The 23087-nt window shown below is 71.4% G+C and carries 19 protein-coding genes and 1 tRNA gene; 6 read left to right on the top strand and 14 right to left on the bottom strand.

Annotated features, from left to right (window positions below):
* Window positions 1-3: 3 nt before the first annotated feature.
* Genes ACFY0P_RS18065 through ACFY0P_RS18055 form a run of 3 tightly spaced genes read left to right on the top strand, consistent with a single transcriptional unit; the run spans window position 4 to window position 3404 of the window.
* A complete protein-coding gene (locus tag ACFY0P_RS18065) occupies window positions 4-1785 on the top strand; it encodes a branched-chain amino acid ABC transporter permease (RefSeq protein WP_388914134.1) in 1782 nt (593 codons plus the stop codon).
* 6 nt (window positions 1786-1791) lie between these two features.
* Window positions 1792-2691, top strand: a complete 900-nt coding sequence (locus ACFY0P_RS18060; protein WP_388913427.1) for an ABC transporter ATP-binding protein — start codon at window positions 1792-1794, stop codon at window positions 2689-2691.
* The gene (locus ACFY0P_RS18055) at window positions 2688-3404 is read left to right on the top strand and encodes an ABC transporter ATP-binding protein (RefSeq protein ID WP_388913424.1); all 717 of its coding nucleotides are present in this window, start codon (window positions 2688-2690) and stop codon (window positions 3402-3404) included. The genes ACFY0P_RS18060 and ACFY0P_RS18055 overlap by 4 nt, the downstream gene beginning before the upstream one ends.
* 126 nt (window positions 3405-3530) lie before the next feature.
* Here the strand turns inward: ACFY0P_RS18055 and ACFY0P_RS18050 are convergent, their stop codons facing one another.
* The gene (locus tag ACFY0P_RS18050) at window positions 3531-4184 is read right to left on the bottom strand and encodes an ANTAR domain-containing response regulator (RefSeq protein ID WP_382732698.1); all 654 of its coding nucleotides are present in this window, start codon (window positions 4182-4184) and stop codon (window positions 3531-3533) included.
* A gap of 100 nt (window positions 4185-4284) precedes the next feature.
* Between ACFY0P_RS18050 and ACFY0P_RS18045 the strand changes: the two genes are divergently transcribed.
* Window positions 4285-4359, top strand: a tRNA-Leu gene (locus ACFY0P_RS18045).
* Window positions 4360-4435: 76 nt separating this feature from the next.
* On the opposite strand, the gene pyk is transcribed toward ACFY0P_RS18045, so the two are convergent.
* Window positions 4436-5872: a pyruvate kinase gene (gene pyk / locus ACFY0P_RS18040; RefSeq protein WP_388913421.1), complete on the bottom strand. Its 1437-nt coding sequence runs from the start codon at window positions 5870-5872 to the stop codon at window positions 4436-4438.
* A 188-nt stretch (window positions 5873-6060) separates the two neighbouring features.
* Complete coding sequence (locus ACFY0P_RS18035; RefSeq protein WP_388913418.1) at window positions 6061-6771, bottom strand: SIMPL domain-containing protein; 711 nt, start codon at window positions 6769-6771, stop codon at window positions 6061-6063.
* Between the two features lie 150 nt (window positions 6772-6921).
* On the opposite strand from ACFY0P_RS18035, the gene ACFY0P_RS18030 reads away from it, so the two are divergent.
* The gene (locus ACFY0P_RS18030; protein WP_388913415.1) at window positions 6922-8718 is read left to right on the top strand and encodes a bifunctional metallophosphatase/5'-nucleotidase; all 1797 of its coding nucleotides are present in this window, start codon (window positions 6922-6924) and stop codon (window positions 8716-8718) included.
* Between the two features lie 50 nt (window positions 8719-8768).
* On the opposite strand, the gene ACFY0P_RS18025 is transcribed toward ACFY0P_RS18030, so the two are convergent.
* The 7 genes from ACFY0P_RS18025 to ACFY0P_RS17995 all read right to left on the bottom strand — a co-directional run bounded on the left by ACFY0P_RS18025 (window position 8769) and on the right by ACFY0P_RS17995 (window position 17313).
* Entirely contained in the window at window positions 8769-9149 is a 381-nt protein-coding gene (locus ACFY0P_RS18025; RefSeq protein WP_388913413.1) for a hypothetical protein, read from the bottom strand.
* A 4-nt stretch (window positions 9150-9153) separates the two neighbouring features.
* Entirely contained in the window at window positions 9154-10881 is a 1728-nt protein-coding gene (locus tag ACFY0P_RS18020; protein WP_388913410.1) for a hypothetical protein, read from the bottom strand.
* 334 nt (window positions 10882-11215) lie between these two features.
* Window positions 11216-11944 carry a VWA domain-containing protein gene (locus ACFY0P_RS18015; RefSeq protein ID WP_388913407.1) on the bottom strand — a complete coding sequence of 243 codons (729 nt, stop codon included), beginning with the start codon at window positions 11942-11944 and terminating at the stop codon, window positions 11216-11218.
* Window positions 11945-12007: 63 nt separating this feature from the next.
* Window positions 12008-13183 (bottom strand): hypothetical protein, encoded by a 1176-nt coding sequence (locus ACFY0P_RS18010; protein ID WP_388913404.1) that lies wholly within the window; start codon window positions 13181-13183, stop codon window positions 12008-12010.
* Window positions 13180-14178, bottom strand: coding sequence for a protein phosphatase 2C domain-containing protein (locus ACFY0P_RS18005; protein ID WP_388913401.1), 999 nt, complete (start codon window positions 14176-14178; stop codon window positions 13180-13182). The genes ACFY0P_RS18010 and ACFY0P_RS18005 overlap by 4 nt, the downstream gene beginning before the upstream one ends.
* Before the next feature lie 367 nt (window positions 14179-14545).
* Window positions 14546-15958, bottom strand: a complete 1413-nt coding sequence (locus ACFY0P_RS18000) for a lysine N(6)-hydroxylase/L-ornithine N(5)-oxygenase family protein (protein ID WP_388913398.1) — start codon at window positions 15956-15958, stop codon at window positions 14546-14548.
* Window positions 15955-17313, bottom strand: a complete 1359-nt coding sequence (locus tag ACFY0P_RS17995) for a pyridoxal phosphate-dependent decarboxylase family protein (protein ID WP_388913395.1) — start codon at window positions 17311-17313, stop codon at window positions 15955-15957. Before ACFY0P_RS17995 ends, ACFY0P_RS18000 begins: the two co-directional genes overlap by 4 nt.
* Window positions 17314-17531: 218 nt before the next feature.
* Here ACFY0P_RS17995 and ACFY0P_RS17990 point away from each other — a divergent pair, with 218 nt between their 5' ends.
* Entirely contained in the window at window positions 17532-18080 is a 549-nt protein-coding gene (locus ACFY0P_RS17990; protein ID WP_388913391.1) for a GNAT family N-acetyltransferase, read from the top strand.
* 33 nt (window positions 18081-18113) lie between these two features.
* On the opposite strand, the gene ACFY0P_RS17985 is transcribed toward ACFY0P_RS17990, so the two are convergent.
* The 4 genes from ACFY0P_RS17985 to ACFY0P_RS17970 form a co-directional block, all read right to left on the bottom strand.
* Window positions 18114-18944 carry an NAD(P)H-binding protein gene (locus tag ACFY0P_RS17985; protein ID WP_388913388.1) on the bottom strand — a complete coding sequence of 277 codons (831 nt, stop codon included), beginning with the start codon at window positions 18942-18944 and terminating at the stop codon, window positions 18114-18116.
* A gap of 113 nt (window positions 18945-19057) precedes the next feature.
* The gene (gene pepN / locus ACFY0P_RS17980) at window positions 19058-21541 is read right to left on the bottom strand and encodes an aminopeptidase N (protein WP_388913385.1); all 2484 of its coding nucleotides are present in this window, start codon (window positions 21539-21541) and stop codon (window positions 19058-19060) included.
* Window positions 21542-21748: 207 nt separating this feature from the next.
* A complete protein-coding gene (locus tag ACFY0P_RS17975) occupies window positions 21749-22099 on the bottom strand; it encodes a chorismate mutase (RefSeq protein ID WP_351705022.1) in 351 nt (116 codons plus the stop codon).
* A 35-nt stretch (window positions 22100-22134) separates the two neighbouring features.
* Window positions 22135-23016, bottom strand: a complete 882-nt coding sequence (locus ACFY0P_RS17970) for a helix-turn-helix domain-containing protein (protein ID WP_388914131.1) — start codon at window positions 23014-23016, stop codon at window positions 22135-22137.
* Window positions 23017-23087: the final 71 nt, after the last annotated feature.

The following is a 23087-nucleotide window of genomic DNA, read 5'->3' as shown; positions in this document are numbered from 1 at the left end:
AGCATGACCGACACCACCACCATCTCCCCGGCGGCGCCGGAGCGCGGGCCCGTCCCGCTGCCCCTGTCCGTCGCCCGGCTACTCGTCGTCGTGGGTGCCGTGGGCACCATCGCCAGCACCTTCATGAGCTGGACCTGGACGTCCGACTTCCCCGGCGACCTTACGGTCTACGGCTACCCGGCCGGCCTGCAGATCCTCGCCCTCGTGGGCGGCGTCCTCACCCTGGTGTTCGGGCTGACCCTGTGGGACGTCAGGTGGCTGCGCTGGCTGAACCCGGCGGGCGCCACCTCCCCGGTCTTCCTGACGGCCCTGTCGGCGTTCGCCGTCTGCTGGTTCACCGGCATCGCCATCGCCGTCGACCTCGGCGGCCTGGTCAACCTCGACCCGGGCGCCTACGTCGCGATGGCGGCGTCCGCGCTGCCCGTCGTCGGCGCCCTCGCCCTGCCCCACCCGGCGCCGGGCACCGGCTTCCGCGGCTACCTGACCAAGCCTCAGCTGCCCGCCCCCGGCAAGGCGTCACCGCTCACCGAGCGCCTCGTCCTCACGGTCGGCGTCGCCCTCGGTCTGCTGGCCTTCTCCTACGGCATCGGCATCGACAACGACGCCAGCGAGACCTTCATCGGCTACCTGCTGCTGCTCGTCTTCGCCGCCTGGGGTCTGATGCACACCGGCCTCGTCGACCGCTTCGCGACCACCGCGGCGCACCACAAGGGGTTCGCCTCGGCGCTCGCCTTCGTCGCCGCCGTGATCTTCCCCTTCACCCAGAACGACGACCACAACGCCAACGTCGGCGTGAACATCCTGATCTTCGCCACCGTCGCCCTGGGCCTGAACATCGTCGTCGGCCTCACCGGTCTGCTCGACCTCGGTTACGTCGCGTTCCTCGGCGTCGGCGCCTACGCGGCCGCCCTGGTCTCCGGCTCGGAGTACTCCCGGTTCTCCGGAGTGCACTTCCCGTTCTGGGCCGCGGCCCTCACCGGCATGGCCGCCTCGCTGGTCTTCGGTGTGCTGATCGGCGCGCCCACCCTGCGGCTGCGCGGCGACTACCTGGCCATCGTCACGCTCGGCTTCGGCGAGATCTTCCGGATCACCGTCAACAACCTCGACGGCGACTCCGGACCGAACATCACCCGCGGTCCCAACGGCATCACCCAGATCCCGGACCTGAACATCTTCGGGTTCAACCTGGGCGAGTCGCACGACGTCCTCGGGCACAACCTGGGCAGGTTCGCCAACTACCTGTTCCTGATGCTCATCGTCACGGCGATCGTCGTGCTCGTCTTCACCCGCGCCGCCGACTCCCGTATCGGCCGCTCGTGGATCGCCATCCGCGAGGACGAGACCGCCGCCACCGCCATGGGCATCAACGGCTTCCGCGTCAAGCTGATCGCCTTCGCCCTCGGCGCCTCCCTCGCGGGCCTCGCCGGCACCGTGATGGCGCACGTCAACTACAGCGTGAACCCGCAGCCCTACCAGTTCGCCGGTGCCGCACCGCCCAACTCGGCCTTCCTGCTGGCCGCCGTCGTCCTCGGAGGCATGGGCACCGTCAGCGGCCCGCTGCTCGGCGCGAGCGTGCTCTACCTGGTCCCGGAGAAGCTCCAGTTCCTGCAGAACTACGAGCTGTTCGCCTTCGGCGTCGCGCTGATCCTGCTCATGCGGTTCCGGCCGGAGGGCATCATCGCCAACCGCCGCCGCCAGCTGGAGTTCCACGAGACCGGCCAGCTCGACGTCCCGGCACAGGCGACGCTGAGCGACGACGCGGCCGTCACCAAGGCAGGGGCGTAAGGAACCATGACGACACCTGTACTCGAAGCCCGTGACGTCACCATGCGCTTCGGCGGTCTGACCGCCGTCCGGTCCGTGGACTTCACGGTCAACAGCGGCGAGATCGTCGGCCTGATCGGTCCGAACGGCGCCGGCAAGACCACCTTCTTCAACTGCCTCACCGGCCTGTACGTGCCCACCGAGGGCACCGTCTCCTACCAGGGCAAGGTGCTGCCGCCCAAGCCGCACCTGGTGACGCAGGCGGGCATCGCCCGGACGTTCCAGAACATCCGGCTCTTCGCCAACATGACCGTCCTGGAGAACGTGCTCGTGGGCCGCCACACGCGGACCAAGGAGGGCCTGTGGTCCGCGCTGCTGCGCGGTCCCGGCTTCCGCAAGGCCGAGAAGGAGTCCGAGGCGAAGGCCATGGAGCTCCTGGAGTTCATCGGCCTCGCCGCCAAGCGCGACCACCTGGCGCGCAACCTGCCCTACGGCGAGCAGCGCAAGCTGGAGATCGCCCGCGCGCTGGCCAGCGAGCCGGGCCTGCTGCTGCTCGACGAGCCGACGGCCGGCATGAACCCGCAGGAGACCCGGGCCACCGAGGAACTGGTCTTCGCCATCCGGGACAAGGGCATCGCCGTCCTCGTCATCGAGCACGACATGCGCTTCATCTTCAACCTGTGCGACCGGGTCGCCGTCCTCGTCCAGGGCGAGAAGCTCGTCGAGGGCACCTCGGACGTCGTACAGGCGGACGACCGGGTCGTCGCCGCCTATCTGGGCGAGCCCTTCGAGGGCGACCCCGGGACGGCGGAGGCGGCCGAGGTCGAGGCCGCGGAGGCCGCCGCCGAGGACCGGACCGCCGAGGCGGAGGCCGCCGACGCGGAGAACGCCGAGGCGGACAGCACCACCAAGGGAGAGGCCCAGTGACCGCACTGCTGGAGGTTGAGGACCTCAGGGTCGCCTACGGCAAGATCGAGGCCGTCAAGGGCATCTCGTTCAGTGTCGAGGCCGGTGAGGTCGTGACCCTCATCGGCACCAACGGCGCCGGCAAGACGACGACCCTGCGGACACTGTCAGGGCTGCTCAAGCCCTCCTCGGGGAAGGTCGTCTTCGACGGGAAGCCGCTCAGCGGGGTCCCAGCGCACAAGATCGTCGCGCTCGGGCTCGCCCACTCCCCCGAGGGCCGGCACATCTTCCCCCGCCTGACCATCGCGGAGAACCTGCAGCTCGGTGCGTTCCTCCGGAAGGACAAGCCGGGCATCGAGAAGGACATCCAGCGGGCCTACGACCTCTTCCCGATCCTGGGCGAGCGGCGCAAGCAGGCCGCGGGCACCCTCTCGGGCGGTGAGCAGCAGATGCTGGCGATGGGGCGGGCGCTGATGTCCCAGCCGAAGCTGCTGATGCTGGACGAGCCGTCGATGGGGCTGTCGCCGATCATGATGCAGAAGATCATGGCGACGATCGCCGAGCTGAAGTCGCAGGGTACGACGATCCTGCTGGTCGAGCAGAACGCGCAGGCGGCTCTTTCGCTGGCCGACCAGGGGCATGTGATGGAGGTCGGCAACATCGTGCTGTCGGGGTCCGGACAGGATCTGCTGCACGACGAGTCGGTTCGTAAGGCCTATTTGGGCGAGGACTAGGTCGTCGGTCGGCTGACGGCCGGTGGGGGCTGGTCGCACAGTTCTCCGCACCGCGCGCCCCCAAAAAAACGCAGGCCCGCGCCCCCTTCTCCGGGGCGCGGGCCTTGGCGTTGGTACGGGTGCGGGTCAGCCCTTGCTGGACTTCTTCTCCTCGCTGTCCGCGATGACCGCCTCGGCGACCTGCTGCATCGACATGCGGCGGTCCATCGAGGTCTTCTGGATCCAGCGGAACGCGGCCGGCTCGGTCAGGCCGTACTCGGTCTGCAGGACGGACTTCGCGCGGTCGACGAGCTTGCGGGTCTCCAGGCGCTGGGTGAGGTCGGCGACCTCCTGCTCCAGCTGCCGCAGCTCGTTGAACCGGGAGACGGCCATCTCGATCGCCGGGACGACGTCGCTCTTGCTGAACGGCTTGACCAGGTAGGCCATCGCGCCGGCGTCCCGGGCCCGCTCGACGAGGTCGCGCTGCGAGAAGGCGGTGAGCATCAGGACCGGGGCGATGGACTCCTCGGCGATCTTCTCGGCCGCCGAGATACCGTCGAGCTTGGGCATCTTGACGTCGAGGATGACCAGGTCGGGGCGGTGTTCGCGGGCCAGCTCGACGGCCTGTTCGCCGTCACCGGCCTCGCCGACGACCGTGTACCCCTCCTCCTCCAGCATCTCCTTCAGGTCGAGCCGGATCAGGGCCTCGTCCTCGGCGATGACGACACGGGTCGTCAGCGGAGGCACGTGCGACTTGTCGTCGGGTGCGTCGACTGGCTGGGGCGACTCGGCGGCGGTCACGGGGGCTCCTCGTTCAGGGCAGGGGTACTGCTGACAAGAGCCTACCTAGCTACGGTATGGTGGACGCGCGGAGGGTCGGGGTTCACCTTTGATTCTTCGAGCCCCGGTAGCCCAATTGGCAGCAGGCAACGGATTCAAAACCCGTACAGTGTCGGTTCGAGTCCGACCCGGGGCACTTTTCCTTGGATTCCAAGGTCGCGTAATTACGTGGCCGAAGGGCCCCTCCGTCCGGCGGAGGGGCCCTTCGCACGTCACTTCGGGCTGTCGTCCTCGCCGATGTGGTGCACCCGGACCATGTTGGTGGAGCCGGAGACGCCGGGCGGGGAGCCCGCGGTGATGACCACGACGTCGCCCTTCTGGCAGCGCCCGTACTTCAGCAGCAACTCGTCGACCTGGTCGACCATCTTGTCCGTCGAGTCGACGTGCGGGCCGAGGAAGGTCTCGACGCCCCAGGTGAGGTTGAGCTGGGAGCGGGTGGCCGGATCCGGGGTGAAGGCGAGCAGCGGGATCGGCGAGCGGTAGCGGGAGAGCCGGCGGACGGTGTCTCCCGACTGGGTGAACGCGACCAGGAACTTCGCGCCCAGGAAGTCACCCATCTCGGCGGCGGCCCGGGCCACCGCGCCGCCCTGGGTGCGGGGCTTGTTGCTCTCGGTCAGCGGCGGCAGGCCCTTGGCGAGGATGTCCTCCTCGGCCGCCTCGACGATCTTCGCCATGGTGCGGACGGTCTCGATCGGGTACTTGCCGACGCTGGTCTCGCCGGAGAGCATGACCGCGTCCGTGCCGTCGATGACCGCGTTGGCGACGTCGGAGGCCTCGGCGCGGGTGGGGCGCGAGTTCTCGATCATCGAGTCGAGCATCTGGGTGGCGACGATGACCGGCTTGGCGTTGCGCTTGGCCAGCTTGACGGCGCGCTTCTGGACGATCGGCACCTGCTCCAGCGGCATCTCCACGCCCAGGTCGCCGCGGGCGACCATGATGCCGTCGAAGGCGGCCACGATGGAGTCGATGTTCTCGACGGCCTGCGGCTTCTCGACCTTGGCGATCACGGGGAGGCGGCGGCCCTCCTCGTCCATGATGCGGTGGACGTCCTCGATGTCCCGGCCACTGCGCACGAAGGACAGGGCGATCACGTCGAAGCCGGTGCGCAGCGCCCACCGCAGGTCGGCCTCGTCCTTCTCGGACAGGGCCGGGACGGAGACGGCGACGCCGGGGAGGTTGAGGCCCTTGTGGTCGGAGACCATGCCGCCCTCGACCACCGTGGTGTGCACCCGGGGGCCGTCGACGTGGGTGACCTCCAGGCAGACCTTGCCGTCGTCCACGAGGACACGCTCACCGGGGGTGACGTCACCCGCCAGACCCGTGTACGTCGTCCCGCACTGGTGCCGGTCGCCCTCGGCGCCCTCCTCCACCGTGATGACGAAGGTGTCACCGCGTTCGAGGAGTACCGGGCCTTCGGTGAAGCGGCCGAGCCGGATCTTCGGGCCTTGAAGGTCGGCGAGCATCCCGACGCTGCGACCGGTCTCCTCGGAGGCCTTGCGGACACGCTGGTAGCGCTCCTCGTGCTCGGCGTAGCCGCCGTGGCTGAGGTTGAATCGGGCGACGTCCATTCCGGCCTCGACCAGGTCCTTGATCTGGTCGTACGAGTCGGTAGCGGGCCCCAGAGTACAAACGATCTTTGCTCGGCGCATGCTTCGAGCCTAGGCCTTACCGGCGGGTAGAGAATTGGCCGTACATGACGACCCAACAACCTTTGCGTGAAGGCCTATTGACAAGTGTTGAATTGTGCGGGACTCCGCTCCTATGAGCATCTCGCATTTGTTGAACGCGGCAGTGGCGATGCTCATTTTTTTCGAGATACCGAACAGCCGCTTCGGGGTCACAGTTCCGGCGGCACCATCGTGAAATGCGCGCCGACCTGAGCCGTCACGCGCAGTTGCGGCGGTTCCAGATCCAGGGGCTCGGCGGGCGCCGACAGGTCGGCGGCGGCCCTGCTGCGGACCGCGCCGCCGAAGGCCGCCCGATGCGGTCGCGGGCCCTCGACACCGGTGTCGGCGAGCTCGACCAGGGCGGCGAGGGAGGTGCCGAGGGCGCTCGCGTACTCGCGGGCCCGCCGTACCGCGTCGGCGACCGCCTGCCGCCGGGCCTCGCCGTGCACGGCTGACTCGGGGCGCAGCGACCACCAGGGGCCGTCGACCCGGGTCAGCTCCAAGTCGGCGATCCTGGTGACGAGTTCGCCGAGCACGGTGAAGTCGGTGAAATCGGCGGTGAGCTGGACCCGTCCGTGATAGCTGCGCACCCGCTCGCCCCGGCCGCGCTCGGTGAATTCGGGGGCGATGGAGAAGGCCCCCGTCGACAGCCGCTCCACCGCGTCGCCGTACGACTTGATCAGGTCGAGGGCGGTGGTGTTGCGGCGGGTGAGGTCGTCCAGGGTCGAGCGGCGGTCGCGGCCCCGGGCACTGACCAGGACGCCGATCCGGGCCAGCTCCGGCTCGACCTCCAGCTCGGCCTCGCCGCGCACGACGAGGAGGGGCGCGTCGGGCGTGCCGACCGGAGGGCGTTCCCCGGGCAAGGACGAGGGCGAGGTCATACGCCCCACTCTGTCACGCCATCCCCGCTTGTGCGCACCGGAGTTCACCGTCCAGGTCACCAGATCGCAACCTTCCGGACCTGTTGCCGTCAGTCATGCCCAGGACAGAATCTACGCGCGTCGTTGACCGGATCCAGAGGAGATCAAAACATGCCCTTGAACCGCCGGAAGTTCCTGAAGAAGTCCGCCGCGACCGGAGCGGGAGTGGCGATCGCCGGCGCGGCGGCGGCGCCGGCACAGGCGTCGGTCAAGCCCGCCCGGCGCCCCAGGCGGTACTCCCTCACCGTCATGGGCACCACCGACCTGCACGGGCACGTCTTCAACTGGGACTACTTCAAGGACGCGGAGTACTCCGACAAGGCGGGCAACGCGATGGGCCTGGCGCGCGTCTCGACCCTGGTCGACCAGGTGCGCAAGGCGAAGGGCCGCCGCAACACCCTGCTCCTCGACGCCGGTGACACCATCCAGGGCACCCCGTTGACGTACTACTACGCCAAGGTCGACCCGATCACCGCCGAGGGCGGCCCGGTGCATCCGATGGCGCAGGCCATGAACGCGATCGGGTACGACGCGGCGGCGCTCGGCAACCACGAGTTCAACTACGGCATCGAGACCCTGCGCACGTTCGAGGACCAGCTGGACTTCCCGCTGCTCGGCGCCAACGCGGTCGACGCGAAGACCCTGAAGCCGGCCTTCCCGCCGTACTTCATCAAGAAGTTCCACGTGCCGGGCGCTCCCCCGGTCAAGGTCGCCGTCCTCGGCCTGACCAACCCGGGCATCGCGATCTGGGACAAGGCCTACGTCCAGGGCAAGCTCGCCTTCCCTGGCCTCGAGGAGCAGGCCGCGAAGTGGGTGCCGAAGCTGAAGGCGATGGGCGCGGACGTGGTCGTCGTCTCGGCCCACTCCGGCTCGTCCGGCACCTCCTCCTACGGCGACCAGGTGCCGTACGTCGAGAACGCCGCCGCCAACGTGGCCAGGCAGGTGCCGGGCATCGACGCGATCCTCGTCGGCCACGCGCACGTGGAGATCCCCGAGCTGAAGGTCGTCAACGAGGCCACCGGCAGGACGGTCGTCCTCTCCGAGCCGCTGTGCTACGCCGAGCGCCTCTCCCTCTTCGACATCGAGCTGGTGTTCGGCAAGGGCGGGTGGGAGGTGGAGTCGGTCGCGGCCTCGCTGCTGAACTCCCACACGGTCGCCGACGACCCGAAGATCACCAAGCTGCTGTCCGACGAGCACGCCAAGGTCGTCGCGTACGTCAACCAGGTCGTCGGCACCGCGACCGAGACCCTCACCACGGTCGACGCCCGTTACCGGGACGCCCCGATCATCGACCTGATCACGAAGGTCCAGGAGGACGTGGTCAAGGCGGCCCTGGCGGGCACGGAGTACGCGTCGCTGCCGGTGATCGCGCAGGCCTCGCCGTTCTCACGGACCTCCGAGATCCCGGCCGGCAAGGTGACCATCCGGGACCTGTCGAGCCTCTACGTGTACGACAACACACCGGTCGCCAAGCTGATGACGGGCGCGCAGATCCGGGCGTACCTGGAGTACTCGGCGGAGTACTACGTCCAGACGGCGGCGGACGCGACCGTCGACGTGGAGAAGCTGACCAACGCGAACGGCCGCCCGGACTACAACTACGACTACGTCTCGGGCCTGAAGTACGACATCGACGTCGCGCAGGCGGCCGGTTCGCGGATCAGGAACCTGACGTACAACGGCGCCGCCCTCGACGACTCGCAGCAGTTCGTGCTCGCGGTGAACAACTACCGCGCCAACGGCGGCGGCGCGTTCCCGTACGTCGCCTCGGCCAAGGAGCTGTGGTCGGAGTCGACGGAGATCCGCACCCGGATCGCGGAGTGGGTGACCGCAAAGGGCGTCCTGGACCCGAAGGACTTCGCGTCGGTGGACTGGAAGCTGACCCGCGAGGGCACGCCGGTGTTCTAGGGCCGTGCCGGGCGCCGCGGGACATCTCGTCCCGCGCCGCCCGACGCCTGTCACAGCAGGTTGGTCACGGTGTTCTGGATCGCCTCGACGTCTCCCGCCAGCGCGGCCGTGGCCTGGACGGCGGGGGCGATGAAGCCCAGCCAGCGCAGCAGGGTGGCCCGCCGCGGCTGCTCGCGGGTGAGCTCCGCATCCACCTGTTCGGCGGCCGCGACCAGTTGGTCTCCGTCCTCGTAGCGGTCCTGGTCACTGCGGAGCCGGTCGAGCAGCAGACGTACGGTGCCCCGCAGTTCGGCGATGGCCGCGTCCCGGTCGGCGCCGGCGGGGACGCCGACGCTCGCCGTGGAGTGGTTGACGGCGACTGCGCTGCCGTCCATTCTCAGGTCTCCGCCCACGTGGATACCGCTGTTGTCCCCGGTGCCGTGGTCCGGCATGGCGTCACTTCCCTCGGTTGGCGGCCGGGGCGGCAGCGGCCGGCGGCGCGGCCGAGCCGGCCGTCTCACCGCGTCGGAAGAGCGCGGCGAGGCCGCCGCCGACGCCCACGGCGGAGCCGTTGAGTGTCGCGTTCCCGCCGACGTACAGCCCCGTGTTGTTGATGGTGGTCTGGCGCTGGACCAGTTCGCCCGTGTCTATGTTGTGGTCCTCCATGAACTCCACCAGCGCGTCCAGCACGCGGTGTTCGACCGTCTTGGCGTACAGCTCGCGGTCCAGTTCCTGGAAGTAGCGGTGGTATCGCTGGTCGCCGGCGGCGTCCCTGATGCTGAAGGAGGCGCCGTAGTTGAAGGAGCGGTGCCGTATCTCCCGGGCCTGCCTGCGCTGTTTGCGGGCCTCGATCACGGGTGAGAACAGGCCGGCGACCACCGAGAAGGGCGCCCCGACCAGCAGCCTCGGCGCACGGACGCCCGCGGCGGTCACCAGCGCCCACCACTGACGGAAGGTGGGGGCCCCGAGGAGTCGGTCCGCGATGCGGTACCGCTCCTGGACAGGAGTGAGCAGGGAACTGCTGCCCTCGACGAAGAGCATCGTGCGGTCGGTCAGCAGGGCGCAGCGCACGAAGAGCGTGGCGGCCAGTTCGCCGCTCCAGCCCGTGACCCGGATGGCCAGATAGGGACGGGCGCGCCCCTGGCCGTTCTCGCGCAGCGCGCGCAGCAGCTCGGGAGAGACCTTCTCCCTGGGCGGCCCCGCGGTGTCGGGCAGCAGTTCGGCCCGGGTACGGTCGTCCACCCCGTAGAGCAGGTCCGCACCGTTGACGAACAGCAGGTCCTCGACATGGACGCCGGGCAGCTTCAGGTCCCCGACCCGGGTGGCGAGGTGTTCGTCGAGTTCGTGGACGGTGAAGGGCACGACCTGCCTGCCCTCCTGGGGCCGTGCCGTGTCGAGCACGAACGACCAGGTGCTCATGGGCTGTCCGTACCCGACGAAGGGCGTGTACGGCGAGTGGACGACGACGTTGCCCCGGTCCCGCTTCTCGATGGCCTCGATGCGCCGTCGGTTCTCGGAGCTGAACGGCTGGGGCGCCTGGTCCGGGGAGAAGTTCTCCCGTTTGAGATGTGCGGCGACCACGCCGTAGTGCACGGTGAGCGATTCGACGGCGACGATGATCCAGGCCGCCAGCAGGCCCAGGATCAGGGTCGTACCGAAGGTGATCGGGAGCGTGACGAGGACGGCGAGGAACAGCAGGGCGAGCAGGACGTCCCTGCGGACCTGGCGGCGCCGGGCGGCGAGGGCGTGCCGCAGTACGCAGCCGAGGTCGACACCGGGCGAGGAGGCGACGGCGCGGCGCGGTTCCCCCAGGATCTGCTCGACGGCATGGCGGGCGAACGCCGTGTCGGTGTGCACGGCGGCGCACAGGTAGCGGGTGATGTCGCGCGCGAAGCGAGGAGCGGAGGCCGGAGGAGCGGAGGCCGCGGGAAACCGTTGCGGGGGCGGGGGCGGGACCGGCGCGGGAACGGTGGAGAGGGCCGGGTAGGAGACGGGCGGGGGCGGCGGCGGGCTGTAGTGGCGCGGCTGGGCGTGTCGGGGTGGCGCGGCGGACTGGGCGCCGGTGGACGGCTTGCCCGCCTCCAGCGGGTTGAAGACGCGGACGCTGCCGCACTGGGCGCAGGCGGTGTAGTTGCGGTCGTTGGCGGCTCCGCAGCGCGGGCACCGGAGGCTCTGAGGGGTCATGGCCGTCTTTCTCCGCCCGGCGGGCGGGAACTCTCGGTGGGAGGGCTCTGGGCCGAGGCGCAGCCTTCGGACCGGAAGGACACCGGCGGCGTGGGGCGGTGGGGCCGCGGGGAGGCGGTCCGCGAGCCTGCCGCGCCGGGGGTGGACGGCTGCGCGCACGTGGTGTGCGGGGTGAGTCGCGAGGGTGTCGGTGCCGGACCGGATCCCGCGTCGGTCCCGCTGTCCGGCGACATCACACGCAGCAGGGCGGCGGCCGCCACCAGCACGGTGGCGGTGAGCAGGAGCCGGGGGCGCGAGCGGTCCGGCTCCCGGTGCGTGGGCGGGGACACGGCCATCAGTCCATGTACTCCGCCGAAACGGTCAGGTACTCCGCGCTCACCGGTTGCTCGGTGAAGCCGGGGGCGGAGCGGGGAATCTGCATCTCGCCGGCGCGTGAGGAGGCGACCAGGGAGTTGAGAAGACTGCCCAGCGCCGCCAGCAGCGCCCGGTCCTGGTCGACGCCGGCGTCGGCGAGGAAGGCCGCCTTCGTGGCCACCCTGCCCAGCACGTCCGGGTTGGCGGCACCGAAGCCGTAGGTGATGACGTGCGGATAGCGGGGCCAGGAGCGGTCCACCAGCCGCCGGAACGCGTCGTGCCAGCCCTCGTCGGTCGGGGCGCCGTCGGTCAGGAGGAACATCACCGGGCGCAGCACGGCCATGCCCATCCCGCGGAGGTCGTCGACGTCCGTTTCGATGCGGCTGCGGACGAGATCGAATGCCGCGGAGTAATTCGTCAGGCCGTTGCACACGACTTCCGGCATCGCCTCGATGCGGTCCAGGTCGGTCATCTCGATGATCAGATGCGCGTCCGTGGAAAACGCGATGAGGGACATGTGTGCGAATTCCGATACGCGCGGGCTCTCGGATATCTTCGCGTGGAGTTGGGCGAGCGTCTGGTTGAGCGTGTGCTGGTGCGCCTGCATCGAGCTCGACGCGTCGATCACCAGATACGCCGGAAGGCATTTCTGGCGTAGGTGGTAGACAGTGGCGTCGCGGCCCGGCGCCGCGTCGTCGGGGACGTTCATTGGCGTTCCTTTTCTTTGTTCGAATTCATGTGGCGTGCCCGCCCACGCGGCCCCAGCGCCGTTTCAGCGGAGCGCGAGGACGATGAGCGCGGCCACCACGACCGTGAAGAGCACGGCCAGGCCGATCCACGCACCGGTCCGGTCGCCCCGCGGCTGCCGGGGCCGCCGCCCCGGGGGCCGGGACGACGCGGGCCGGCCGGCCTGCGCGGTCCGGCGGGTCGACGTGGTCCGGTGGGTCGACGTGGTCCGGTGGGTCGACGTGGTCCGGTCGGGAGGCCTGGTGATGACCGACCGCAGGGGTTGTGCCGTCACGCTGCGGGTGACGGACGGCCGGGGCGGCAGCGGGGCGCGGGCGACGGGGAAGCGGACCAGGGGCCCGCCCGACAGGGCCGCAAGCAGTGCGGAACTCCGGGGCCTGGCCGCACGGTCCGCGGCCCACACCATGTCGAGCAGCAACTCCGCCGCGTCGCGGGGGAAACCGGCGGACGGGTCGGCGAGCGTGTGCAGGAGTTCGGGGAGGCTGCGGACGCCCGTCAGACAGCGGGCGGTCAGCAGTGCGACCCGGTAGCGGTCGGTGCACGGATCCGCGGCGGCCCCCGGCCGGGCCAGGTGGTCCTCCCAGCCGGGCTGGTGGATGTCGGGGGCGGTCTCCTCCCCGCACCCGTCGATGTCGATGAGATGAACGGAGTGGTCGGCCGGGCTCCAGAAGGCGTTGGCGTAGTTCCAGTCGGAGTAGACGAGTCGACGCTGCTCCAGCGCGGCGGCGATACCGACGAGCGAGCGGCAGGCGGTGAGCCGCTGCTCGGGGGTGGGCGGGGTGCCGTTACGGGCCAGCCGCAGGTCGGGAAGGGCGAGGGTGTCGATCTCCCGGAATCCTCCGCTCGGCGAGCGATAGGCGTCCGGCGCCAGCGGGATCAGGCAGCCGATGGTCTCGTCGGCGCGGCCGGTGACCCTTGCGACGGGCCATGAGGTGCGGGCGAGCAGCACCTCCCGGACGGGACGTCCGGCCGCGGTGTCCGAGCGGCCGAAGGCGACGAGCCGGTCCAGACGGTGTGCGTCCGTGTCGGCCAGCGGTGTCTTGTACCGCTTGAACAGCAGGTCCTGGCCGGTCACGGCGCCGCTCAGGCGAGTCACCTCGGAACTCTGGCCGTTGTCCGTGGCGATCTGTTCGCCGAGCGTGCCGAGCGCGGCCAGCGGCGCTACCGGGGGAACGTCCCACGCCCGCGGACGCGCCGTCACGACGACCACCCCTCCCCGGCCCCGGACGGCCGGGGCCGGGCCGCGGGATCGACCCAGACGGTGATGGCCGTACGGTCGTCCAGGAAGCGTTCGGCGTCGAAGCCGATGTCGTTCAGATACGAGGCGACGGGCAGCGGCTGCCGCCAGCGGTCCGCCAGGTAGGAGTTGAGTTCCCCGATGGTGGCGAGGCCGTCGCCGACGCCGTCGGACACCAGCGAGACCACGTCGCCGGGACGTACGGCGAGCCGCGTCTCACGCACCGCGAGCGGGTCGCCGGGCAGGGTGTGGGCGACCGCGTTGGAGTCGTAGCCGCCCGCATCGCCCTTGCGGTCGCCCGCGGTGTAGCGCCAGTGGTCCCCGGCGAGCAGCCACAGGGAGGCGTCCCCGAGCCAGGCCGCCCACAGCGTGCGCTCGCCGGACGCGGTCGGCGGCCGGGTGGGGATCACCGCGGTGAGCAGGACCGCGCAGACGTCCGAGGGAGCCAGGCCACGCCGTCCCGCCTCGTGCCGCATCGCCGTCGCGGTCTCCTCGAAGAGCTCGGTGGCCCGCAGGCGTGCCGCGCCGCCGGGTTCGTCGAGTCTGCGCCTGAGGAGGTTGACGGCCGTGCCTGCCGCCACCGCCGCGCCGAGTTCCGCGTGAGCGCTGCTGGAGACCCCGTCGGCGAGGGCCAGGAGCAGATGGTCGCCCCTGGCGTCGCGTGCGATGCGGTAGGCGTCCTGACGAGCCGTGGCCGGCTCCTCGCAGCGGTGCCCGGGACCGACCAGCGAGGCGGCCCGTACGGCGAGGTCACCGAGGCGTGCCTCGTCGGCCGCGACGCCGGGCGTACCCGGCCGGGTCGGCAGCAGCCAGGGCAGCCGCTGTGCCTTCGAGCCCGCTCCGAAGCGTGGTACGGGCGCGACGGCCGGGTTCCGCTGAACGCTCGTGGTGGACGACGGTCCCTCGTCCACCACGAGCGGCGCGGGCGCGGGCGCCGGCGTCGGTTCCGGCCACGGCACGGACACCGGACGGGAAATCGGTGCCGGAACCACTGTCGGAACCGGTGCCGGAACCGCTGTCGGTCCGCTCGTGCCCGTGCGTATCCCCAGAAAGGTGAAACCGGCGGCCGCCAGAGCCAATAAATCGATCACAAATCGAAAGAACAGATCGCCGGCCTGGAAATAGATCACGAGGAATAGGACCCCGAAAAGAGATATCGCCCAGACCAGACGCCCCCGTTGCAGCGACATACCGCGAAGGTATCAGCGCGCTGAGGCACAAGGGAGGGGAAAGGCATATTCTGGTCGCCTTTTTTGCTCCCCCTCCCATGATTCGCTATTCGCACGCGCCTCTTGCGGTAATAGTCGTTGCCAGAGTTTCAGGAGGTTATGGTCTGTCGACGAGAGGGGTGATGACCTTGGTCTGCCGGGCCTGCGGGACGGACGTCGCACGCTGCTCCAGGCCGAAACTGGTGAAGGCCGTGCGCGCGGGCAGCGGGTAGGGATCCTTTCCGGTCAGGGTGTTGAGGATGGTGGCGCTGCGCCAGGCGGCCAGGCCCAGGTCCGGGGTGCCGACCCCGTGCGTGTGGAGTTCGGCGTTCTGGACGTACGCCGTTCCGGTCACCGACGGGTCGAGGACGAGCCGGAACCGCTCGTCCACGCGCGGGCGTTCGCTGTTGTCCCGGCGCAGGTAGGGGTCGAGTCCGGCGAGCAGACGCCCCAGGGGGCGTTCGCGGTAGCCGGTGGCCAGGACGACGGCGTCGGTGGTGAGCCGGGAGCGGCTGCCCTGCTGGACGTGTTCGAGGTGGAGCTCGACCTTGGTGGTGGCGACCCGCCCGGCGGTGCGGACCCGGACACCGGGGGTCAGGACCGCTTCGGGCCAGCCGCCGTGCAGCGTACGGCGGTACAGCTCGTCGTGGATGGCGGCGATGGTGTCGGCGTCGATGCCCTTGTGCAACTGCCACTGGGCGGAGGCGACCCGGTCCCGGACGGATTCCGTGAGGGCGTGGAAGTAGCGGGTGTAGTCGGGGGTGAAGTGCTCCAGGCCGAGCTTGGAGTACTCCATGGGCGCGAAGGCCTCGCTGCGCCCGATCCAGTGCAGCTTCTCGCGGCCGGCGGGCCGGTTGCGCAGCAGGTCGAGGAAGACCTCGGCGCCGGACTGCCCGGAGCCCACGACGGTGACGTGCTCGGCGGCGAGGAAGGCCTCGCGGTGGTCGAGGTAGTCGGCCGCGTGGACGACCGGGACGCCCGGGGACTCCACGAGGGGCTTGAGCGGATCCGGCACATGCGGGACGGTCCCGACCCCGAGTACGACGTTCTTCGTGTACGTACGGCCGAGCGACTCGGCCTCGCCCTCGGCGTCGAGCCGGGTGAAGTCGACCTCGAACAGATCGCGTTCGGAGTTCCAGCGGACGGCATCGACCTGGTGGGAGAAGCGCAGTCCGGGCAGGTTCTCGGCGACCCAGCGGCAGTAGGCGTCGTACTCGGCGCGCCGGATGTGGAAGCGCTCGGCGATGTAGAAGGGGAAGAGCCGGTCGCGAGCCTTGAGGTAGTTGAGGAACGACCAGGGGTTCGCGGGGTCGGCGAGGGTCACCAGGTCGGCGAGGAACGGGACCTGGATGGTGGCGTCGTCGATCAGGAGCCCGGCGTGCCAGTCGAAGCCCGGACGCTGCTCGTAGAAGACGGCGTCGAGTTCGGCGAGCGGGTGGGCGAGCGCGGCGAGGGAGAGGTTGAACGGTCCGATGCCGACGCCGACCAGGTCGCGGGGTGCTTCGGGCTCGTGGCGTGGGGGGATGGTCATCTGGGGGTGGTTCCTTCCACGAGTTTCAGGAGGAGGGCCAGTTCGTCCGGCCGGGTGTGGGGGTTGAGGAGGGTGGCCTTGAGCCAGAGCCGGCCGTCGAGCCGGGCCCGGCCGAGTACCGCGCGTCCGTCGTGCAGCAGCCTGCGCCGTACGCCGGCCACGTCGTCGTCGGTGGCTCCGGCGGGGCGGAACAGCACCGTGCTGATGTTCGGCCGGTCGTAGAGCTCGAAGGCGGGGTGCTCGCGGACCAGGGCGGCGAACTCCCGCGCGCGTGCGCACACCTGATCGACCAGCGCGCCGAGTCCGGTGCGGCCCAGGGTCTTGAGGGTGACCGCGATCTTGAGGACGTCGGGGCGCCGGGTGGTGCGCAGGGAGCGGCCGAGCAGGTCGGGGTAGCCGGCCTCGGTGTCGTCGTCGGCGTTGAGGTAGTCGGCGTGGTGGTGCAGGACACCGAGCTCGCCCGGCCGGGCGACGGCGAGGAGGCCGGCGGCGATCGGCTGCCAGCCGAGTTTGTGCAGGTCGAGGGTGACGCTGTGGGCGCGCTCCAGACCGGCGAGCTTGTCCCGGTGCCGGTCGCTGAAGGCGAGGCCGCCCCCGTAGGCGGCGTCGACGTGCAGCCGGGCGCCGTGGGCGGCGCAGAGCCCGGCGATCTCGGGGAGCGGGTCGATGAGCCCGGCGTCGGTGGTGCCCGCGGTGGCGGCGACCAGCAGCGGCCGGGGCAGGTGGGTGAGGGCGGCGTGCAGGGCGGCCGGGTCGAGGGTGCCGTTCGGGGCGGGGACCACGACGGGGTCGGGCAGGCCGAGCAGCCAGGCGGCCCGGGGCAGCGAGTGGTGGGCGTTGGCCCCGCAGACCAGCCGGAGGCCGCCCCCGAGGGCCTCGCGGGCCAGGAGCAGGGCGAGTTGGTTGGACTCGGTGCCGCCGGTGGTGACGACGGCGTCGGACAGGCCGATGCTGTGGGCGAGGGTGCGGGTCACCAGGGCTTCCAGGGCGGCGGCGGCCGGGGCCTGGTCCCAGGAGTCCAGGGACGGGTTGAGGGCGCTCGCGGCGAGGTCCGCGGCGGCGGCGACGGCCAGCGGCGGGCAGTGCAGATGCGCCGCGCACAGCGGGTCGGCGGGGTCGGCGGCGCCCTCGGCCAGGGCGGTCACCAGGGTGCGCAGGGCGTCGGGGTCGCCGTCGTCCGGGAGTACGTCCCCCACGGCGTCCGCCACCCGCTCGGCCACCGCCTCCGGACCGCCCGCGGGCAGCGGTCCGCCGCGCGCCCGGCCGCCCTCGCGCAGCGCGTCGAGCACGGTGTCCAGCAGAGGCCGCAGGGCGTCGGGGCCCTGGGGTCCGGATGCGAGGGGCGGCGTGCTCATGGGCTCTCCTCGGGGCGCTGGCCGAAAGGGGGTGTCCGCAGCGGGAGTTCCAGCTTGTACGGGATTGGGTCTGCGTGCCCGCAAAGCCCAACGATCGAAACCCGGAAGTGGGTACTGCCGTGCGGGGAAAACCTGTCGGGGCGGTGCGCCCCGGGCGCGTCGGAGCAAGCGGTGAAAGGGCGTTGAGGGCGGGGCTGACCGGGGTTAACGTCGGTCGCGTGGTTGACGCGTGGATGATCGACGTGCCCGGTGAGCGGGTACTGGTGCGGGAACCGCGGCCCGCGGACGAGGCACCGCTGCTGGACCTCTTCGAGGCCTGCGAGGACTGGTTCGTGGCGGCGACCGGGCTGCCGTCCGGGCCGGGCGACGTGCAGAGCCTGTTCTACGGGCTGCCCGAGGGCGCCGACCCCGCCGACAAGGTGCTGCTGGTGCTGGAGCGGGACGGGGTCGTCTCGGGCCTGGTGGACGCCGTACGGAACCATCCGGCACCCGGCGCGGTCGCGGTGGGGCTGTTCCTGCTGGCGCCCTGGGCGCGGGGCCGGGGTCTCGGGCGGGCGCTGGCCGAGTCGCTGCTCGCGCATGCCGAGGGGGTCTCCCTGGTGACGGCGTCGGTGCCGCCGGGCTGGCGCTCCGGGGAGTGCTTCCTGGAGCGCCTGGGCTTCACGCTGGGTGGCGAGACGCCCGGGACGGCCGAGGTGGGGAACCGGCGGGCGGGGCCGCGGGAGGGCGGGGTGCGCCGGGCGGAACTGCGGCTGACCGCGGGCTGACCGGCCCGGCGCCCGGCCGGCGGGAGCGCACCGTCAGGGGCGGAAGTCGGCCGCGTGGTCGGCGGCCCACTGCCCGAAGGTCCGCGCCGGGCTGCCGGTGATCTCCTCGACCGTGCCGGTGATCTCCGGTGGCACGCCGACGGTGGCCGCGAACGTCTGCAGCAGGCCCTGGAGGAACGCCGGCGGGGTCCCCGGGAACAGCGGGGCCGCCTCCTCCGGTGGCACCTCGACGAAGGTCAGCTCACGGCCGACGGCCCGCCCGATTGCCGCGATCTGGTCGGTGTTGGTGGTGGCGGCCGGGCCGGTCAGGCGGTGCGCGGCGCCCTCGTGGCCGTCGTCGAGGAGGGCGCGTTCGGCGACCGCGGCGATGTCGTCCTCGTGGATGGGTGCGGTGAGCATGCCGGCGAAGACGCCGTGCACGGTGTTCCCGGCGCGGATCTGGGGCGCCCACTGCAGGGCGTTGGTGGCGAACGCGTTGGGGCGCAGGAACGTCCAGGCGAGCCCGCTGTCGCGGATCTGCCGCTCGGCGGTGGCGTGCATGACGTGGATGGGGTGGGTCTCGTCGGCGCCCTCCCGGATGATCCCGGAGGAGAGCAGGACGACGTGGCGGACCCCGGCCGTGCGGGCCGCGTCCAGGAGTTCGGGCAGCCGCCCGCCGGCCGCCTGGACGTACAGGAAGAGCTTGCTCGCCCCCGCGAGCAGCGGGGCCGGGTCGTCCGCCCGGAACCTCACCACCTCGGCCTTGTCGGGCAGGCCGGCCGTCTCCGGGGCGCGGGTGAGCGCCCGCACGGGCCGTCCGTCGGCGACGAGGCGTGTGACGAGGGCGCGGCCGACGTTGCCGGTGGCACCGGTGACTACGATCACGGGTCTCTCCCTGGGTCTCTGGTGCTGCTCCGGCACCGAGCCTAGGAGCGGCGGCCGGTCCCCGCATCGTGTTTGCGGACCGGCCACGCCCGTGTCGTCGTACCTCCGTGGCCCTATGCCTCGCGGACCCGCAACGCCCTTTCCAGGTCGTCCAGTTCGTCGACGAGGCGGCGGCGCAGGGCCGTCACCGGCTCGGCGTCGGCCAGGCAGGCCCGGCCGAGGGCGAGGTTGTCGGCGTCCACGGCGTGCGCGGGGAAGGCCTGCCGGCCGGTGACCGTGGCGATGCGGGGGCCGCGCCGGGCGGCGACGGCGACCGCGTCCTGGTAGTAGCGCGGCACGTAGTCGCGGACCAGGTCGGCCTGTTCGGGGTGCCAGAAGCCCTCGGCGGTGGCCGTGAACAGGTAGTTGGACAGCTCGTCGCCGGTGAACATCGCCTCCCAGGCCGCGCGCTTGGCCTCGGGGTCGGGCAGCGCGGCCCGGCAGCGCGCGGCGCCCTCCTGGCCGCTGGCGCTGGGGTCGCGGGCCAGTTCGGCGGCGATCCGGTCCCCGTCGACGGCGCCGAGGACGGCGAGCCGGGTCATGATGCGCCAGCGCAGCTCGGGGTCGAGCTCGGGCCCGCCGGGCACGGTGCCCTCGGCGAGCCAGGCGGCGATGGTGTCGGGGTGGGCGGCGGCGGCGATGAAGTGCCGTACGGCGATCAGGCGCAGCCCGGGGTTGTCGCCGTCCTCGGTGCGCCGGATGAAGTCGCGGCACAGGGCGGAGACGGTGGCGAGGGCGGCGGGGCGGTCCTCGGGCCTGAGGTACCGGTCGACGACGTGGACGGCGGTGAAGGCCAGCACGCCCTGGACGAGGGCGAGGTCGGTCTCGTGCGGGAGATGGGCGCGGGCGGTCTCCAGGTAGGCGGCCGGCGGGAGGTCCCCGTCGCGTACCGCGTCCCGCAGGGCGTTCCACACCACCGCGCGGGTCAGCGGGTCGGGCAGGCCCGACAGGTGGGCCCGGACGGTCTCGGCGGACTCGGCGTCGAAGCGGACCTTGGCGTAGGTCAGGTCGCCGTCGTTGAGCACGAGCAGGGCGGGGCGCTTGCCGAGGACCTGGGGGGCGGTCTGCGGGATGTCGAGGTCGATGCGCTCGCGCAGGGTGAGCCGGCCCTCGTCGCCGAGGTCCTGGTCGTAGACGCCGACGCGGATGCGGTGCGGGCGGCTGCCGGTGCGCTCGACGGTGAGGGTGCGGGTGCCGTCGGCGGCGGTGGCCAGGACCGGGGTGAGGGTGTCGACACCGGTGGTGCGCAGCCAGGTGTCGGCCCAGGCGTGCACGTCGCGTTCGGTGGCGGCGGCGAGGGAGTCGATGAAGTCGGCGAGGGTGGCGTTGCCGAACCGGTGCCGCTGGAAGTGGATGTTGATGCCGGCCAGGAAGTCCTTCTCGCCCATCCAGGCGACCAGCTGGCGCAGTGCGGAGGCGCCCTTGGCGTAGGAGATGCCGTCGAAGTTGAGCAGGGCGGCGGCGGTGTCGTCGACGGCCTCGGGGGCGACCGGGTGGGTGGAGGGGCGCTGGTCGGCGTCGTAGCCCCAGGCCTTGCGGGCCACCCCGAAGTCGACCCAGGTGTCGGTGTACCGGGTGGCCTCGGTGAGGGTCTGGTAGCCCATGTACTCGGCGAAGGACTCGTTCAGCCAGATGTCGTCCCACCACTTGAGGGTGACGAGGTCGCCGAACCACATGTGGGCCATCTCGTGGGCGATGACCATCGCGCGGGTCTGCCGCTCGGTGTCGGTGACGGCGGAGCGGTAGACGAACTCGTCGCGGAAGGTGACCAGGCCCGGGTTCTCCATGGCGCCGGCGTTGAACTCGGGGACGAACGCCTGGTCGTAGGAGTCGAAGGGGTAGGGCTCCTCGAACTTCTCGTGGTAGCGGTCGTAGCACGCGCGCGTGATGTCGAGGATCTCCTCGGCGTCGGCGTCGAGGTGCGGGGCGAGGGAGCGGCGGCAGTGGATGCCGAAGGGCAGGCCGCGGTGCTCGGTGCGCACCGAGTGCCAGGGGCCGGCGGCGACGGCGACCAGGTAGGTGGAGATCAGCGGGGTGGCGGCGGCTCGCCAGCGGCCCTCGCCCAGGTGCTCGGTGACGCCGTTGGCGAGCACCGTCCAGCCCTCCGGGGCGGTCACGGACAGCTCGAAGACGGCCTTCAGGTCGGGCTGGTCGAAGGCGGCGAAGACGCGCTGCACGTCGTCCATGAACAGCTGGGTGTAGACGTACGTCGCGTCGTCCGTGGGGTCCGTGAAGCGGTGCATGCCCTCGCCGGTGCGCGAGTAGCGCATGGTGGCCTCGACGCGCAGCTCGTGCTCCCCCGCCGCGAGGTCCTTCAGGGACAGCCGGTTCTCGTCCAGCGTCCCGGGGTCGAGGGGCTGTCCGTCGAGGGTGACGGCGCGCAGTTCGACGGGCTTCATCTCGACGAACGTGTCGCCGTCGGACCGGGCCGTGAACCTGATCACGGTACGGGAGTCGAAGGTCTCGTCCCCGGTGGTCAGGTCGAGGTCGATCGTGTAGCGGTGGACGTCGAGGAGCTCGGCGCGGCTCTGCGCTTCGTCGCGAGTCAGTACGGACATGCGGGCCATGCTGCCCGATGACACCGACAACGCACAGGGGTGGGAGCGGTACGCGGCTTATGTCCGGCCCGGGGTGTGCGGGTGGCACGAGACGGCGCTGGTGGGCGCCACCCTGCGCCTGGATCACCTGTTCGAGGGCCGCGTCACCGCACGGGGGTCGCCCTGCGGTGCCGGACGCTCTTCAGGACGTACGGCGGGTTCCCCGGATCAGTGCCCGTCCGTCTCCCGGTTGTTGACCGTGTCCTCGGCGATGGACTCGTGGTGCCTGATCACCTCGGCGATGATGAAGTTCAGGAACTTCTCGGCGAAGGCGGGGTCGAGCTTGGCGTTCTCGGCGAGGGCGCGCAGCCGGGCGATCTGCCGGGCCTCGCGGGCCGGGTCGGCCGGGGGCAGCCGGTGGACCGCCTTGAGGCGGCCGACCTGCTGGGTTGCCTTGAAGCGTTCGGCGAGCATGTGGACGACGGCCGCGTCGATGTTGTCGATGCTGTCGCGCAGCCGGCCGAGTTCCTCGCGGACGGCGGGGTCGACGTCACCGGTACCGGTGTTGCTGGTGGTCATGGGCGTCAACCCTAAAGGGGGCGGCTGGGTGATCCCTAAGGGCCGTCGGCGGGTTCGGCCACCGGCGGACCCGGTTCGCCGTCCTCCTGGAGGCCCTCGTTCCAGTCGTCGGGCACGGCCCGGCTCTGCTGGGCACGGAAGCGCACCGGGGCCGTTCCGACCCGGCGGGTGAACAGGCGGGAGAAGTAGGCCGGATCGTCGTAGCCGACGCGGCGGGCGACGGCGGCGACGGACAGTTCGGTGGTGGCGAGGAGTTCCTGGGCGCGGCCGAGGCGGATGCCGATCAGGTAGTCCTTGGGGCTGCACCCGGCGACCCGGCGGACGGCGGTGCGCAGCTCGGCCGGGGTCATGCCGTGCCGGGCCGCGTGGTCGGCGACGGTCATCCCGGTGCAGGCGTCCCGGGCGAGCGCGTGCAGCACCGGGTCGCCGTCCGGGGCGAGGTCGGCACGCGCGCGTCGCAGGGCGACCAGCAGTTCGTGCACGGCGGCGCCGGTCTCGACCTCCAGCAGGGCGTTGCCGTGGCGGGCGGCCCGGGCGATACGGGCGATGACGTCACGTGGCCCGGTGGCGTCCGAGAGGGGCACCACGGGGCGCTCGGGCTCGATGTAGCCGAGTTCCGTGTAGGCCGCGGTGTCGGGCCCGGTGAAGGTCACGAAGGCCTCGTCCCAGCCGCTGTCCGGGTCGGGGCCGTAGTGGTGCGGGACGCCGGGCGTGAGCCACACCAGCGCGGGCGCGGTGACGGTGGTGCGGCGCCCGTCGGGCATCCGGTACCAGCCCCGGCCCGAGCTGATCACCACGGCGACGTGCCCGTCCAGCACGCGCGGGCCGACGGCCGGCACCGCGCCGTGCTGGAGGCCGACACCGAGGCAGATCAGGCCGAGGCGGTGGTGGACGGCGCCGGGTGTGAAGAACCGCATCCAGGTGCGGAAGACCGGCGCTCCGTGCGGCACTGCGCGCCCCTTCCTAGCGTCTCTTCCGTCCAAGTGCT

This window comes from Streptomyces sp. NPDC001714 (assembly GCF_042892755.1).
Taxonomy (GTDB): Bacteria; Actinomycetota; Actinomycetes; order Streptomycetales; family Streptomycetaceae; genus Streptomyces.
This window is presented reverse-complemented; position numbering and strand designations above follow the sequence as displayed.